At 68.8% G+C, this 15,478-nt stretch carries 14 protein-coding genes (1 of these 14 cut by a window edge); 7 read left to right on the top strand and 7 right to left on the bottom strand.

Translation table 11 applies throughout. The features are described 5' to 3' along the window. Together AC3IS2_RS13240 and AC3IS2_RS13245 are read right to left on the bottom strand one after the other, a co-directional pair. Window positions 1–718, bottom strand: the 5' portion of a protein-coding gene (locus AC3IS2_RS13240) for a PepSY domain-containing protein (protein WP_489198240.1). Its footprint begins 17 nt before the window's first position; 718 of the gene's 735 nt are visible here — the first part of the coding sequence; it begins with the start codon at window positions 716–718; its stop codon lies off the left edge, out of view. A gap of 8 nt (window positions 719–726) precedes the next feature. Beyond that, window positions 727–1,206, bottom strand: a complete 480-nt coding sequence (locus AC3IS2_RS13245) for a DUF411 domain-containing protein (protein ID WP_489198241.1) — start codon at window positions 1,204–1,206, stop codon at window positions 727–729. Between the two features lie 223 nt (window positions 1,207–1,429). On the opposite strand from AC3IS2_RS13245, the gene AC3IS2_RS13250 reads away from it, so the two are divergent. The 5 genes from AC3IS2_RS13250 to AC3IS2_RS13270 all read left to right on the top strand — a co-directional run bounded on the left by AC3IS2_RS13250 (window position 1,430) and on the right by AC3IS2_RS13270 (window position 6,239). Continuing rightward, window positions 1,430–1,705 carry a hypothetical protein gene (locus AC3IS2_RS13250; protein WP_489198242.1) on the top strand — a complete coding sequence of 92 codons (276 nt, stop codon included), beginning with the start codon at window positions 1,430–1,432 and terminating at the stop codon, window positions 1,703–1,705. Further along, window positions 1,702–2,142: a Spy/CpxP family protein refolding chaperone gene (locus AC3IS2_RS13255; RefSeq protein WP_489198243.1), complete on the top strand. Its 441-nt coding sequence runs from the start codon at window positions 1,702–1,704 to the stop codon at window positions 2,140–2,142. Before AC3IS2_RS13250 ends, AC3IS2_RS13255 begins: the two co-directional genes overlap by 4 nt. Before the next feature lie 7 nt (window positions 2,143–2,149). Beyond that, the gene (locus tag AC3IS2_RS13260) at window positions 2,150–2,701 is read left to right on the top strand and encodes an RNA polymerase sigma factor (protein ID WP_489198244.1); all 552 of its coding nucleotides are present in this window, start codon (window positions 2,150–2,152) and stop codon (window positions 2,699–2,701) included. 140 nt (window positions 2,702–2,841) lie between these two features. Further along, the gene (locus AC3IS2_RS13265; RefSeq protein WP_489198245.1) at window positions 2,842–4,632 is read left to right on the top strand and encodes a copper resistance system multicopper oxidase; all 1,791 of its coding nucleotides are present in this window, start codon (window positions 2,842–2,844) and stop codon (window positions 4,630–4,632) included. Continuing rightward, the gene (locus AC3IS2_RS13270; RefSeq protein ID WP_489198246.1) at window positions 4,629–6,239 is read left to right on the top strand and encodes a copper resistance protein B; all 1,611 of its coding nucleotides are present in this window, start codon (window positions 4,629–4,631) and stop codon (window positions 6,237–6,239) included. Before AC3IS2_RS13265 ends, AC3IS2_RS13270 begins: the two co-directional genes overlap by 4 nt. A 54-nt stretch (window positions 6,240–6,293) precedes the next feature. Here the strand turns inward: AC3IS2_RS13270 and AC3IS2_RS13275 are convergent, their stop codons facing one another. Both AC3IS2_RS13275 and AC3IS2_RS13280 read right to left on the bottom strand, forming a co-directional pair. Next, on the bottom strand, window positions 6,294–7,736 hold the full coding sequence (locus AC3IS2_RS13275) for an aldehyde dehydrogenase family protein (RefSeq protein ID WP_489198247.1): 1,443 nt from the start codon (window positions 7,734–7,736) through the stop codon (window positions 6,294–6,296). 151 nt (window positions 7,737–7,887) lie between these two features. Further along, window positions 7,888–8,109 carry a hypothetical protein gene (locus tag AC3IS2_RS13280; RefSeq protein WP_489198248.1) on the bottom strand — a complete coding sequence of 74 codons (222 nt, stop codon included), beginning with the start codon at window positions 8,107–8,109 and terminating at the stop codon, window positions 7,888–7,890. 141 nt (window positions 8,110–8,250) lie between these two features. Here AC3IS2_RS13280 and AC3IS2_RS13285 point away from each other — a divergent pair, with 141 nt between their 5' ends. Beyond that, a complete protein-coding gene (locus tag AC3IS2_RS13285) occupies window positions 8,251–9,855 on the top strand; it encodes a M20/M25/M40 family metallo-hydrolase (RefSeq protein ID WP_489198249.1) in 1,605 nt (534 codons plus the stop codon). Window positions 9,856–9,960: 105 nt separating this feature from the next. Here AC3IS2_RS13285 and AC3IS2_RS13290 read toward each other — a convergent pair whose 3' ends face one another. From AC3IS2_RS13290 to AC3IS2_RS13300, 3 genes are all read right to left on the bottom strand, one after another. Beyond that, entirely contained in the window at window positions 9,961–12,486 is a 2,526-nt protein-coding gene (locus AC3IS2_RS13290; protein ID WP_489198251.1) for a TonB-dependent receptor, read from the bottom strand. Window positions 12,487–12,581: 95 nt separating this feature from the next. Then, the gene (locus tag AC3IS2_RS13295; RefSeq protein ID WP_489198252.1) at window positions 12,582–13,592 is read right to left on the bottom strand and encodes a FecR family protein; all 1,011 of its coding nucleotides are present in this window, start codon (window positions 13,590–13,592) and stop codon (window positions 12,582–12,584) included. Then, window positions 13,589–14,149, bottom strand: a complete 561-nt coding sequence (locus AC3IS2_RS13300) for an RNA polymerase sigma factor (RefSeq protein WP_489198253.1) — start codon at window positions 14,147–14,149, stop codon at window positions 13,589–13,591. The genes AC3IS2_RS13295 and AC3IS2_RS13300 overlap by 4 nt, the downstream gene beginning before the upstream one ends. Before the next feature lie 145 nt (window positions 14,150–14,294). Between AC3IS2_RS13300 and AC3IS2_RS13305 the strand changes: the two genes are divergently transcribed. After that, window positions 14,295–15,476: a metallophosphoesterase gene (locus tag AC3IS2_RS13305; RefSeq protein ID WP_489198255.1), complete on the top strand. Its 1,182-nt coding sequence runs from the start codon at window positions 14,295–14,297 to the stop codon at window positions 15,474–15,476. Window positions 15,477–15,478 lie beyond the last annotated feature (2 nt).

Genomic DNA, 15,478 nt, shown 5'->3' on the forward strand with positions numbered 1-15,478 from the left:
GCTGGGCCGCGCGAACGGCCCGCGCCGTCTTCAGATCCCGCGCCAGGCGGATCCACAGCAGGACGAAGCCCGTGACGACGATGCTGAGGGTCAGAAGGGTCAGGCCGATCAGCAGAGGGTGATTGAAATTCTCGCCGTTCTTGAAGTCCAGGATGTGGAGCCGCCAGAAGAAGTCATAGAAGCGCCAGACCGCCGAGCGCCGCGTCAGCACCTCGCCCGTCTGGGGCGAGAGGTAGAAGGTCGTCCGTTCGGCGTCGTTGAAGTCGACTTTCCAGATCGGTCCGGTCCGCCCGGTTTCGCTGGGCGCCTGGCCCAGCAGGCTCGTCCGGAGCGGCGCCCCTTCGCCCTTGTAGGCCGCCGCCGCCAGGGCCGAGGCCTCGGCGCGCGACATGGCCTCGAACGGACGCCCCGTGCGGGCCGAAACCGTGACGGGCTCTCCGCCGGCCGGGGTCAGGACCCAGGCCGCTCCGCGCTGCGTCGCACGCAACTCGGCGCGGGTCGGCGCCACGTCGGCGATGCGCGCCGCCTCGGCCAGGGGCAGCACCGCCTCCAGCGCCAGGGGCGCGGGGGCCTGCGCCCGCACACGATGTTCGCTGCGCACCGTCTCGATGGGAATGGCGGTCATGACCAGACCGCCGCCGACCCAGAACAGAACCTGGATGCCGACCACCAGGCCGACCCACTTATGGATCTGGGTCGAGAGGCGCAGAACTTTCATGACCGGGCTCAGCTTGATTGATTGTGGCGGGCGAAGACCCGCGTCGCGCCGGATCGCAGAACCAGCAGGGTGTCATAAGGGTCGCGATCGTTCCGGGGCGTCTCCATCCCGGGCGAGCCCATCGGCATGCCCGGCACGGCCAGGCCCACCGCATCGGGCTTCTGGGCCAGCAGGCGGCGCACGTCGGCGGCGGGCACATGCCCCTCGACCAGATAGCCGCCTGCCAGTCCCGTGTGACAGGAGGCCAGGGCGTCGGGCAGGCCGCGCCTGACACGGATGGGGCGCGTGTCAGGCACGACATGGACCGTCGTCGCGAAGCCCGCCGCGCGCATATGGGCGACCCAGCCGTCGCAGCATCCGCAAGCGGGGGTCTTGTAGACCGCCAGCGCCGCGCCGCGCGGCGTCTGGGCGAAGGCGGCGCTGCTGATGCCGAACAGGCCCGCCGAAGCAATGAGAAGGCGGCGATTGATCAGGGACGTCATGGGCATGAACTCGAATCTGCGAGGCCGACCGCTCGACGATCGCCGCATGACGTGGCGGCCATCAAGCGGTCGGCTGGTTCTGAAAATCTCATCGGCTCCCCGCCCCCGACCGGCAGCCCCGGCGGCCGATCTCTGATACTTACGCATGGTCGCGGTCGATCCCTCACCTGAAATTTCGAGGGACGCCGCCGCCCCGCGCGTATGACGGTCGGGGCTGGGAAGGTGCAGGATGACTGAAGCCATAGACCGCATGATCGAGATCACGGCGCCCGGCGCCGCGCCGCTCGCCGAACTGGAGGCCGAGGTGTGGCGTCGCATCGAGGACCGTCAGGCCCGCCGCCGCATGGGACAGGTCCGCCTGACCGTCATGGTCATGGCCCTGATCGTCGGCGCGGCGAACGGCGGCCTGTTCGTGCTGACGCCCAAGCCGCGCCCCTCGGACATTCAGGTCTTCAGCGTCTCGGCCGGTCTGTCGCCGCTGTCGCGCCTGGAGGTCGGCGGATGAGCGGCGGCTGGAAGTCCATAGCCGTGACGGCGGTTCTGGCCGCCCTGGCCAGCGGCGTCGGCGCCTGGGCGGGCGCGGAATGGATTATGAAACAGCACGAAACCCCCAGTCTGCACGACATCGTCCATCGCCATCTGAACCTGACCGCCGAGCAGGATGCGCGTCTTGACGCGATCGAGGCGCGTTTCGCCCCCGAACGCGCCCGTCTCGAAGCCGATGTTCGCGCCGCCAATCGCGAACTGGCCGCCGCCATCGCCGCCAATCAGGGCGACAGCCCGCAGGTGCAGGCGGCGGTCGATCATTTCCACGACGCCATGGGCGCCCTGCAGAAGGCCACCATCGCCCACGTCTTTGAAATGCGGTCCGTTCTGACGCCCGAACAGGCCCAAGCCTTCGACAAGCGCATCGCCGGCGCCCTGGTTCAAGAACCACGGTAGGGCCCGGGTGGGGTCCGAGGAAACCATCGAGGCGCGCGCGGCGCGCGGCGACCGCGCGGCCTTCACCGCGCTGATGACCGCGACCAAGGCCGACCTGCATCGCTTCGTCCGCCGCTACGTCGGGGACGATGACGAGGCCTATGACCTGCTGCAAGAGACCTACGCCTCCGCCTGGCTGGCCATACGGCGTTACGATCCGTCGCGGCCCTTCCCGACCTGGCTCAGAAGCATCGCCGTCAACAAGTGCCGGGATTGGGGCCGCAAGCGAACCGTGCGGCGCATCGTGCGCGGCGCCATGGGGCTGGACGCGCCCGAGGCCATGTGCGTCGGCGACGACGCCCCCGATGCGGAAGACCGTCTTGACGACCGGCGACGCCTCGACGCCCTGAACCGCGCCCTGGCCGATCTGCCCGACGCCTTGAAGGCCCCGCTGCTGCTGTCCGCGCTGGAAGGCCGCTCCCACGCCGAGGTCGCCGAGATTCTGGGCGTCACGCCCAAGGCGGTGGAAACGCGCATCGCCCGCGCCCGCCAGAAGCTGGCGGCGACACTGCCGAGGTGATCCGGGATCGGGCCTGCGGCGCCCTGTCGCGAGGCCCTTCGCGAGGGATGTCTTAAGGCCCCGCGTATCGCTTAGGATCAATCCTGTTTCGCTGGCGCCTGTCGACGACGCCCTGCCTCCTGCCGAGTTTAATGCGCCCCATGGCTACAACACCCCTCGACCGTCGAACCCTGCTGCGCGGCGCCGCCCTGGGCGGCGGCCTTCTTGGCCTTCAGGGCCTGATGCCCGCCTGGGCGCAGACGGGTTCGGCTGGCTTGCGCGCCGACCTGCCGACGCTGACGGGGCCGAACATCGACCTGACCGTGGGTCGCTCCGACTTCACCGTCGGCGGCCGCACCGGCCATGCCTTCACCGTCAACGGCCTGCTGCCCGCGCCCCTGCTGCGGATGCGTGAGGGGCAGAACGTGCGCCTGTCGGTGACGAACACCCTGGACGAGGACACCTCGATCCACTGGCACGGCCTGCTGCTGCCGTTCCAGATGGACGGGGTGCCGGGCGTCAGCTTCCCCGGCATCAAGCCGCGCGAGACCTTCGTCTATGAGTTCCCGATCAAGCAGTCGGGCACCTATTGGTATCACAGCCATTCGGGGCTGCAGGAGGCCATGGGCCACTACGGCCCCATCGTCATCGACCCGGCGGGGGTCGATCCGGTCGGCTATGACCGCGAGCATGTTCTGGTCCTGTCGGACTGGAGCTTCCTGCATCCGCACGAAATCCTGGCCAAGCTGAAGAAGAGCCCCGGCTACTTCAACATGCAGAAGACCACCCTGGCGGGCCTGCTGGACGGGTCGGACGGCATGAGCCTGGCCGAGCGCCGGATGTGGGGCGGGATGCGGATGGACCCGCGCGACATCCTGGACGTCAATGGCACCACCTATACCTATCTGATCAACGGCCACGGCCCGCAGGAGAACTGGACCGGCCTGTTCCGACCCGGCGAGCGGGTGCGGCTGCGCGTCATCAACGCCTCGGCCATGTCGATCTTCAACGTCCGCATTCCCGGCCTGGCCATGACCGTGGTCCAGGCCGACGGCGAGCACGTGCGCCCGGTCGAGACCGACGAGTTCCAAATCTCGGTCGCCGAGACCTATGACGTCATCGTCCGTCCGACCGAGGACCGGGCCTACACCATCGTCTCCGAGGCCATCGACCGTTCGGGCATGGGCCGCGCCACCCTGGCCCCGCGCCTGGGCATGACGGCCGAGGTTCCGCCGCTGCGCAAGGTTCCCAACCTGACCATGAGCGACATGGGCATGGGCGGCATGGGGGGCATGGATCACGGCTCGATGGCGGGCATGGACCACTCGGCGCATGGGGCAGCAGCGGGCGCAGCCGCAGGGGCCGCCGCCGCGCCGATGGATCACGGCGCCATGAGCATGCGCGACCCGAACAACGCCCCCGCCGACATGGCGGTCGGCGTCGGGGTGGACATGATCTCGCCCGCGCCCGCCAACCGACTGGGCGAGCGGCCGCAGGGCTTGCAGGACGTCGACCACCGGGTGCTGGTCTATACCGACCTGCGCTCCCTTGAGCCGAACAAGGATGCGCGCCCGCCGTCGCGGTCAATGGAAATCCACCTGACCGGCAATATGGAGCGGTTCATGTGGGGCTTTGACGGCCGCAAGTTCTCGGAGCTGGTCGAGCCGATCCGCTTCGAGCTGAACGAGCGGGTCCGCGTCACCCTGGTCAACGACACCATGATGGCCCACCCGATCCACCTGCACGGCCACTTCTTCCAGCTGGTCAACGGCCACGACGGGCATCAGCCGCTGAAGCACACGGTCAATGTGGCGCCGGGATCGAAGGTGACTTTCGACCTGACCGCCGACGCGCCCGGCGACTGGGCCTTCCACTGCCACCTGCTGATGCACATGCATGCGGGGATGTTCAACGTCGTCACGGTTCGTCCGTTGGAAGGAGCCGCCCGATGAGCCGCGCCCTGTTCGCCGCCGTCGCGGTCCTGCCCCTGATGCTGGCCGCCGGTTCCGCCGTCGCCCAGGCCCACGGAGGCCACGGTGCCCACGCCGCGCCCGCCCGTCCTGCTCAAGCGCGCCCGCCGCAAGCCCGGCCGAGGCCCGCGCCCAAGCCCCGCGCCGCCACGCCCCAGCCCCGACGCGCTGCCCCGCCGACGCAACCGGCTCAGGCGCCTGCTGCTGTTGATCCCCACGCGGGCCACGACATGAGCGCCGCCCCGGCGGCTGCTGCCGACCCTCACGCGGGTCACGACATGAGCGGGATGCAGGCGGCTCCGGCTCAGACGCCCGCCGCCGATCCTCATGCGGGCCACGACATGGGATCGGCTGCGGCGGCTCAAGCGACAACGCAGCAACCGACGGCCAAGACCTGCACCTGCCCGAAATGCGCCGACCCCCACGCCGGCCACGACATGAGCGCCGCCCCGGCGGCTGCGGCCGACCCTCACGCGGGTCACGACATGAGCGGGATACAGGCGGCTCCGGCTCAGACGCCCGCCGCCGATCCTCATGCGGGCCACGACATGGGATCGGCTGCGGCGGCTCAAACGACGACGCAGCAACCGAGCGCCAAGACCTGCACCTGCCCGAAATGCGCCGAGGGCGGCGCGGCTCACGACCCCCACGCGGGCCACGACATGGGCGCCGCTCCGGCGGCTGCGGCCGATCCTCACGCTGGTCATGACATGAGCGGCGCGCAGACGGCTCCGGCCAAGACGCCTGCCGCCGATCCTCACGCCGGGCACGACATGTCGGCCATGGCGGGCGGCGCGCCCAATATCCCGACCAGCGTGGACGCCGTCGGCGGACGGATGGTCGAGACGCCGCCTCCCGCTGCGGCGCGCGCTGCGCCCGCCCATGCGGCGGACCTGCTGTTCGACCCGGCCGTCATGGCGGCGTCGCGCAAACAATTGCTGGTCGAGAACGGCGACGTGCGCACCACCGCCGTCCTGATCGATTCCATCGAGGCTGGGTTCGGCGACGGCGAGGAAGGCTACAGCTGGAACGCCCAGGGCTGGACCGGCGGCGACATCAACCGCTTCTGGTGGAAGACCGAGGGCGAGGGCGAATTCGACGGCCAACTGCACGAGGCCGAGGTCCAAGCCCTCTACAGCCGCGCCGTCGCCCCCTTCTGGGACGTGCAGGCGGGCGTGCGCCAGGACTTCCGCCCCGACGGCGACGACACGACCCATCTGACCGTCGGGGTTCAGGGCGTGGCCCCCTACTGGTTCGAGATGAGCGCCGCCGCCTTCCTGTCGACCGAGGGTGATCTGACCGCCCGCCTTGAGGCCGAATACGACCAGCGCCTCACCCAGAAATGGATCCTGCAGCCCGCCGTCGAAGTCGCCCTGTCGGCTGGCGACATTCCCGAGCTTGAGATCGGTTCGGGCCTGACCTCGGTTACGGCCGGGCTGCGCCTGCGCTACGAGATCCGCAAGGAGTTCGCCCCCTACGTCGGGGTCGAGTGGAGCCGTTCGTTCGGCGCTGCCGCCGACTACGCCCGGGCGCGCGGCGAGGATGCGGACGCCACGCGCCTGGTCGTCGGGATCAAGGCCTGGTTCTAGAGCGACGCTGAGGGGCGGCGCACAGAACGCCGCCCGTTCGCCCTGCGGCGCCGGTCAGATCGCGGAATAGCTGGTCTTGACCTGGGTGTAGAATTCCACGGCGCCGTAGCCCTGCTCACGCGGGCCGTAGCTGGACTTCTTCGTGCCGCCGAATGGGACGTGATAATCGACGCCCGCCGTCGGCAGGTTGACCATGGTCATGCCGGCCCGGACGTTCCTCTGGAAGTCGCGGGCGTGTTTCAGCGACTGGGTGACGATGCCCGCCGACAGGCCGAACTCGACGCCGTTTGCCACGGCCAGGGCCTCTTCATAGCTGGCCACGCGGATGGTCGAAGCGACGGGGCCGAAGACCTCCTCGGTGTTGATGCGCGCGTCCGGCAGGGTGTCGGCGATCAGGGTCGGCTGGACGTACCAGCCGGGCTTGTCGAGGCTGAGGCGCTCGCCGCCGACGACGACGCGGCCGCCGCCGCCCTTGGCGATGTCGATGTAGTTGTAGGAGACCTCGCGCTGGGCCTCGGTCACGGCCGGCCCCATCTGGGTGTTGGGATCGAGGGCGTCGCCCACCCGAAGCGCCGCGACCTTCTCGGCCAGCAGGGCCACGAAGCGGTCGTGGATGCCGTCCTGCACGATCAGGCGGCTGGAGGCCGTGCAGCGCTGGCCGGTGGCGAAGAAGCTGCCGTCCAGCGCGATGCTGACCGCCCGCTCCAGATCGGCGTCGTCCAGAACGATCAGCGGGTTCTTGCCGCCCATCTCCAGCTGCACCCGCGCCTGACGCTTCATCGCGCCTTCGGCCACGCCGGCGCCGACGCCCTGCGAGCCGGTGAAGCTGATGCCGTCCACACCGGGGTGGGCGACGATGGCGCGGCCCACGTCGCCGTCGCCGATGACCATATTGACCACGCCCTTGGGCAGGCCCGCCTCATGCAGGATGGCGATCAGGGCCTCGGCCGTGGCTGGGGTCGGACCGGCGGGCTTGATGACGACGGTGTTGCCGAAGGCGATGGCCGGCGCGATTTTCCAGGCCGGAATGGCGATGGGGAAGTTCCACGGCGTGATCAGGCCGAACACCCCGACCGGCTGGCGATAGGTCTGAATCTCCACGCCCGGACGGGTCGAGGTCAGGTTCTGGCCGTGGACGCGCAGGGCCTCGCCAGCGAAATACTTCAGGATGCGGCCGGCGCGGACGGTCTCGCCTATGCCCTCGGGCAGGGTCTTGCCCTCTTCGCGCGACAGCAGGCGGCCGATCGCCTCGCGGCGCTCCATGATCAACGAACCCGCCCGATCCAGCACGTCGAAGCGGACTTCCGGCGAGGCGTCGGCCCAAGGCCCGAAGGCGGCGCGCGCCGCCTGCACCGCCTGATCGACCTCAGCCGCCCCGCCCTTGGGCGTACGCGCCACCACGTCCCGGATATCGGACGGGTTCAAACTCTCGCCCGCCAGCGCCCCGCCGACCTTCTCGCCGCCGATCCAGTGGGAGAGTTCAAGCGTGTCGGTCATGCAAAAGTCCTTTCGAAGCGGTCAGGCCGAGGAGCGCGGCGCGTGTCGCCAAGCTAGATATCAAACGAAGCGCGAGTCCGCTCATGTCTTCCGACAAGACCGTTGATCGGCGTCGATCCTGGCCACGCTTCAGGGGCGTGACGCCGCCGTTCTAGAAGGGCTCGGGGGGCGCCGAGACCTCCTTGGGCGCATAGCTGAAAAGCTCCAACGCGCGCTGCTCGGCCAGCTCCCTCACCCGCCCGAACGGCATGTCGTACTCGGGACGGAACGGAAAATGAGCGGCGATCACGGTCGACTCGTCCGTGAATTCGGCAGTTACGCGCCATTCCAGAGGATCAAGCGTGAGCGAACTCAGTCTGAAGGTCGGTTTCATGATGACGTCTCTCCGGTGGAGACTGGAAAACGGCTGAATCGCCCCCTGGCTCCCGCAGCAGCGGCGCTCTCAAGCGGCGGTTTGCAGAGCGCGGCCGGATCACGTCAAATGCCGCCTGCTGCATCTTTTGGGGGCTTCCATATGAAACGTCTGCTCGTCGGCCTGTCGGCCCTTTGCATCGCCACGCCCGCGCTGGCCCAGTCGGTGGACCGCGTCGCCATCAACGGCATCATTGATCAGGGTCTGAACCACAGCGAGGTGATGCAGACCGCCGCCTATCTCACCGACCGGATCGGCGGGCGGATGACCAATTCGCCGCAGATGCGCCAGGCCGAGCAATGGAGCCAGCAGCGCTTTCGCGACTGGGGTCTGAGCAACGTCCGCGCCGAAGGGTTCGAGTTCGGACGCGGCTGGTCCATCGTCCGCTCCAGCGCCCGCATGACGGCGCCGCGCCCCATCGAACTGCGCGCCATTCCGGTGGCCTGGACGCCCTCGACCAATGGCGCGATCAGCGCCGGGATCGTGGTCGCCCCGATCACCAAGGCCGCCGACTTCGACAAGTGGCGCGGCCAGCTGCGCGGCAAGATCGTCATGATCACCCGCCCCGACACTGGCTCTGAACCGATCGAGGCGCCGTTCCGCCGCCTGACCGACGAGGAGCTTCGCAACCGCGTCTCCTATGTTCAGCCCAAATACTCGCCCGCCGCCATCGAGCGCCAGCTGCGCGACGGCGACTTCGCCGAGCGTCTGGACGCCTTCCTCGCCGAAGAAGGCGCCCTGGCCTGGGTGAAGATGTCGCAGCGCGACGGCGGCCTGCTGCACGGCACGGGCTACAGCTACCGCGTCGGCGCCACGCCCAAGCTGCCGGGCATGGAGATCGCGGCCGAGGATTACCGCCGCCTCGCCCGCCTGGCCCTGACCGACACCCCGCCGACGCTGGAGCTGCTCAGCGAGGTCCAGTTCCACGACGAGGACGTCAACGCCTACAACATCCTGGCCGACATTCCCGGCACGGACCGATCCGGCGAATACGTCATGGCCGGCGCCCACCTCGACAGCTGGGTCGCGTCTGACGGCGCCCAGGACAACGCCGCCGGCAGCGCCGTCGTCATGGAGGCGGCCCGCATCCTGTCGCAGATGAAGGTCAAGCCCAAACGCACCATCCGCTTCGCCCTGTGGAACGGCGAGGAACAGGGCATCTTGGGCTCGCTGGCCTATGTCGACCGCTACCTGGCCACGCGCGCGCCGTCGTCGGACCCGGCGCTGGCCGCCCTGCCCGCCAACCGGACCTGGCGGAACCGCTGGCCGGTCGAGCCGCGCCCCGGCTATCGCGACCTGGTGGCCTACTTCAATCTGGACAACGGTTCGGGCAAGATCCGCGGCATCAACGCCGAGGGCAATGTCGCCGCCGCCCCGGTCTTCCAGGAATGGCTGGCCCCGTTCGCCAGCATGGGCGCGACCACCGTCTCGCTGCGTCCGTCAGGCGGCACCGACCACGTCTATATGCAGACGGTGGGCGTCCCCGGATATCAGTTCATCCAGGACCCGCTCGACTATTCCAGCCGCATCCACCACACCAGCATCGACAGCTATGACCACCTGAAGCCCGAAGATCTGCGTCAGGCGGCGGTGATCCTGGCCAGCTTCCTGCTGAACGCGGCAAACCGCGACGCGCCCCTGCCGCGCATGCCCCTGCCGACCCAGCCGACGCCCAGCGATCCGTTCGAATATCCGGTCGCCGACTGAAACTGAAAGAGACGACCGGACAGCCCCTGAGGACGCCGCCTCAGGGGCTGTTTTAGCCGAAGCTTCGCTGGCGCGCTGCGAAACGAACCGCAGCGCGCCAAGGGGTCAGAAGCTGTAGCGCAACCCCACCCCGTAGGTCGCCGGGGCGCCGACCAGGCGCGAAGCGCCGTTCAGCTCCGGGAAATAGACCTCGTCGGTGATGTTGCGGCCGTAGGCGTAGACCGCCCAGTCCGCCGCGGTCGCCAACTCCACACGGGCGTTCAGCAGCGTGTAGGCCTCAGACGTATTGCCCGGCGCCGCATTCAGGCGATTGGATTCCTCGCCGTGGTGCGAGACGGCCAGACGCGTGTCGAGACGCCAGCCGTTCGCCAGGGCCAGGCCATGGTTCAGCGACAGGGTCGCGGTCACGTCCGGCGCGCCCGGCAGGGGATCGCCGACCGTCGACAGCACCTCGGCCACCCGCGCCGAACTGAAGGAGATGATCTCGGTGTCCAGGAAGGCGGCCGCCACGTCGAGATCCAGCGTCTGGTTCGCCCCGTCGAACAGCAGGGCGTTGACGGCGAACTCGATCCCCTTGCTCTCGGCTTCGCCGACGTTGGCGCGGCCGTTGGTGTCGTTGGCCAGGCGGGTCGTCGCCTGCAGTTCCTTGAACTTGTAGGAGAAGGCGTCCAGCGACACGCGCAGGCGGTCGGTCGTCCAGCGCAGCCCGGCCTCATAGGCCGTGACGGTTTCGGAATCGAACGGCAGGGTCTCGGCCTGGGTGAAGATCGACGTGCCGTCAAAACCACCGCCGCGATAGCCGGTGCCCGCCGAGACGAAGACATTCAGGTTCGGGGTGAAGGCGTACTTGGCCGTGACCCGCCCCGAGACGTTGTCGTCCTCGAACGCGCGGTCCCAGACGAAGGGATTGGTCGTGGCGAAGGTGGTGGTGAAGGTCGAGATGCCCCACGGGTTCAGGTCGTCGTTGCGGCCACTGAAGGTCGCCTCGTCCCGCGTGTAGCGCAGACCGCCCGACAGGGTCAGCTTGTCGGTCAGGTCAAAGTCGATCTGGCCGAAGACGGCGAAGCTGTTGCGGGTCTGCTGGTGCAGATTGTCGTACTTGGTCCGGGCCGTATAGCTGGTCCAGTGGGTGTCGAAGTCGATGTCGTCCGAGACGTAGAAGGCGCCCGCGATCCAATCCAGACGGCCGCCGGTGTCGTCGCTGAGGCGCATTTCCAGCGAGGTCTGGCTCAGCGTCTCGTCCGCGTCGAAGCGCGAGGCCGGATAGGGCGAGCCGTCGCCGTTGCCCTGGACCGAGCGGGTCGTGCCCTGGACGTTGCCGATCACGGCCAGGTTCAGGTTGTCGCCCAGCCTGTGCTCCAGGACGCCCGACACGCCGTAGATGTCGATGCTCTGGGTCGGGTACTCCGACGCATAGAATTCGTAGGGATCGTCGTTCTCGCCCGCATTGGCGATGTTGGAGTCCAGCGCCGCCGAGATCCGGTCGTACTGGCGCGTGTCGCCCCGGTCGCGGCTGCCAAACAGCTTCAGGGTCAGGTTCGTCTCGGGGCTGAAGTCGAAGGCGACCGTGGCGCGACCGGCGAACAGATCCTTGTCGCCGAAACCTTCGCGACGGCCCGGATCGACGATGGCGGGAACCTGAGTCTGGACGACGCCGCCGATGACGGGTCGGTAGCCAGCGAGATCGCCCGCGCCCGCGCCGGTCATGAAGCCGCCGCCCTGCTCGGCCAGCACGGCCAGACGCACGCCGACCTTGTCGCCCAGCGGACCGCCGATCGCCGCCTCCATGGCGAGGTAATCATGGCTGCCGATCTCGACGCGCCCGCCGCCCTCGACGACGTCGCCGGGTCCCTGGGTGATGGCGTTGATCACGCCCGCCGTGGTGTTGCGCCCGTACAGGGTGCCCTGCGGCCCCTTCAGGATCTCGACGCGGTCCAGGTCGAACAGGGGCATGCCCAGATAGGCGTTGGAGGTCTGATAGACGCCGTCCACGTGCAGGGCGACCGAAGGATTCCCATTGGGCTTGTAGTCGTCGGCGCCGCCGATGCCGCGGATGCTGATCAGGCCATAGTTGGTGCCGCCGAAGGCGTAGTTGACCGAGACGCCCGGAACCTCGTCGACCAGGTCGGTCACGCTGTCGATGCCCCGACGCGCCGCGTCGCCGCCGTCCAGCACCGTGACGGCCAGAGGCACGTCCTGGATGCGCTGGGCGCGCTTCTGGGCCGTGACGATCACGTCCTCGATCGCCGTGACGCCTTCCGATCCGAGGTCGGCGCTGGCGACCCCAACAGAAAAGGTGCGGGCGCCGACGGGCGTCACGGTCAGGCCCGTGCCTTCCACCATGCGGCGCAGCGCCTCGGCGGGCGCAAGAACCCCGACCACTCGATTGGCGCGACGGTTGCGCACGGCGTCCGGCGCGAACAGCACCTGCACGTCGGCGGCGCGCGCCAGGGTCGTCAGCGCCTCCTCCATCGACTGGCTTTCGATGGCGAAGGAGACGGCCGCGCCGCCGCTCGGCGACTGGGCGGAAGCGGGCGTCGCCGCCCCGATCGCCGCGATGACCGTCGCCACCGCCGAACAGGCCAGAAGCGTGCGCTTGAAGGCGCCGGCGCGCGGCTTGGAAATGAACATGGGTAGCCCCTGAGATCTGGTCAGCCGCTCGTCGTCGGCTCCCCCTCAGAAACGAAAGGCGCCCCGCGGACCCCCACCCCGTCTTGGAAATTTCATCAAAGCGTAGCCGCTCCGTCAGGCGACCTGGCCGGCGATCCGACGCGCCAGACGCCGTCCGCCATCCGCTGCACCGACAGGTCGAAACCGCGCGCCAGGGCCAGAGCGAACTCCTGCCCGCCGTCGTAGCGGAACGAGCCGGATATACGCACCTCGCCGGCCGCCGGATCGGCCAGAACCAGCCGATCCGAGGCGTAGCGGTTGAAGCTCTCGATCACCTCGCGCAACGGCCGGTCGCGCACGACCAGCCGCCCCAATCGCCATGCCGTCTTGGCTTCGACGTCGACGGGGGCGACGCGCAGTTCGCTGGCTCGGGCGTCGGCTCCCTGGCCGGCCTTCAGCAGCAGCATCGCGGACGGGTCTCGCCGATCCGACACCCGAAGCAGGCCCTGCTCGACGACCACGTCGGGCTGCCGATCTCGATAGGCGGTCTGGAACCGCCCCTGGTCGATCGTCATCACCTGGCCGCCGACGCGCAATACGAACGGCGCGGCGCCGGGCTGGACATGAAAATAGGCCTGGCCGCCTTCGAGCACCGCCGCGCGGCGATCGGCGGCGTAGTCGAGACGCAGGCGCGACGACGGGGCCAGCGTCACCTCCGACCCGTCCGGCAGGGGCGCGGTCAGCCTCTGCCCCGCCTCGGTTGTGATCAGGGCCCGCGCCGAGGACGCCGCCGTCATCACCCACAGGCCGCCGCATGAGGCCGCGACGGCGCCGCCGGTCAGGCCGAACAGAGCGCGCCGGCGCGTGAAGCGCCGAGCCTCAGGCCGCAGGGCCGCCGACCGCAGCGCCAAGACCTCGATCTCCCCGGCGTCCAGCTCCAGCAGGCGCCAGGCCTGCTGACAGCTTCGATAGGCGCGGCCGTTCTCCGGATCTTCGTTCAGCCAGCGGCGGAAATGAACCTCGTCCTCTGGACTGGGCGCGCCGCCGCTGTTCATCCGCGCGAACCAGAAGGCGGCGGGGTCGGCGTGATCGTCGTTGCTCGGTCCGAAGGGGGCGGAAAACATCATCGCTCCCCCTCGATCAGATCCAGCCTCAGCGCCGCCATCGCGCGCGCCATGTGCTTCTCGACCGCGCTCACGGATATGCCCAGGCGGCGGGCGATCTGGGGATAGGTCAGGTTCTCGAACCGTCGCAGGATCACCACCTCGCGCGCCCGAGGCGGCAGGGCGTTCAGCGCCGCCAGCATCCGTTTCAAGCGCTGCTTCCCCGCAATGATCTGCTCGGCGCCCGGCGCCTCGCTCTCTGCGACCAGGTCGTGAATCTCCACATGCCGCCCCTGCCCCCTGGCCTGCTCGTAGCGCCCGCGGTCTCGCGCCATGTTGGCCGCCGCCTCAAACACATAGCCGTCGACGTTTTCGAGACTGAGTAGGTCCGCGCGCCGCAGCAGCCGCACGAAGAGGTCCTGCACCATCTCCTCGGCGTCGGCCGACGACCTGGCGCGACGCAGAAAGAAATGAAAAAGCGGGCCGCGCAGCCGTCGCGTCAGCCCCCCGAACCCGTCGTCGGGCGCGAGGTCTGATGACGGAAGATCCGCGCCGATCGGTTTTCCAGGCTGCTGGCTCACGGGCGGCTGATGACGCCGAAGCGTCACCGTGTGATGTCGATTGAACGACAATCGCGTATCGGTCCCGCAGCGCGACAGGCTCGGAGGAAAACCGTCACACAGCGTCGCTATGGGCGTCCGAACGCCGCAGTTCGGGATAAGGCTCATGGACATGTTCAAACGGATCGGCGCGACCTTCGCCCTGGCCCTGTCTCTGGGCGCGTCGCTGCTGGCGACCGCAGGTCCGGCCTGGGCCGAGGTCTTCACCGTGGCCGTGGTTTCGGACACCCAGAACTATTCCGACATCACCCTGCCGCAGCCGCGCGGATCCGACACCTTCGCCCAGCAGATGCGCTACCTGGTGGACACGCGCGAAGAAAAGAACCTCGCCTTCGTCAGCTTCGTGGGCGACATCGTCCAGCACGGCGACGGCCAGTTTCGTCGGGCGATCCCGCACGCCGAGGGAGAATACCAGTCCTTCGACACGCGCGAGGAATGGGACATCGCGAACCGCGCGATCTCGATCCTGGGTCGCAGCGGCCTGCCGTTCGGCCTGGTTCCAGGCAACCACGACTACGACAACTATTCCTGGTGGAGCGACGCCGGCCCCGGCGCCTCCAGGCCGCTGGCCGGCGGCCGGACGTGGGGCCTCTACTTCGGACCGGACTCGCGCCATTTCGCCGGCAAGGCCTGGTACGGCGGCGCTTCGGAAAACGAACTGAACAGCTACCAGACGTTCAGCGGCGGGGGGCAGGCCTTCCTGCACCTGTCGCTGGAGATGCAGCCGCCGCAGGCCGCGCTGGACTGGGCCCAGGGCGTGATCGACGCCCATCCCGGTCTGCCGGTCATCATCACCACCCATGAGTGGCTGAGGCCGGACGCCCATGAGCGCTCCAACGGCTACGACAGCTACTTCGCCGGCGCCGACAACCTTGCGCCCGACCAGGTCTGGGATCGATTCATCCGCAAGAATGCGATGATCTTCATGGTGCTGAGCGGGCACAACTACACCCGCCCGGCGGACGGCGTATCCAACGGCGAGAATCTGCGGATCGACCTCAACGACGCCGGACATCCGGTCTATCAGCTGATCCAGGACTATCAGGGCAATACGGTCGGGCCGGACGGCGCGGCTGGCTCAGCCAACGGCGGCGCGGGCTGGCTGCGCTTCATGGCGTTCGACACCGACGCCCGAAAGATCCGCTTCTACACCTATTCGACGCTGCTGGGCCGCCACGCCGGCCGCGATGGAGAAGCCACCTTCGGAGTCGCCGCTGAGCGGTCGGCGTTCGAACTGGATTTCCCCCCTCAGCTCCAACATCTGATCCGATCAGAAACGCGAAACTAGAA

The organism is Brevundimonas sp. KH_025, from assembly GCF_057839885.1.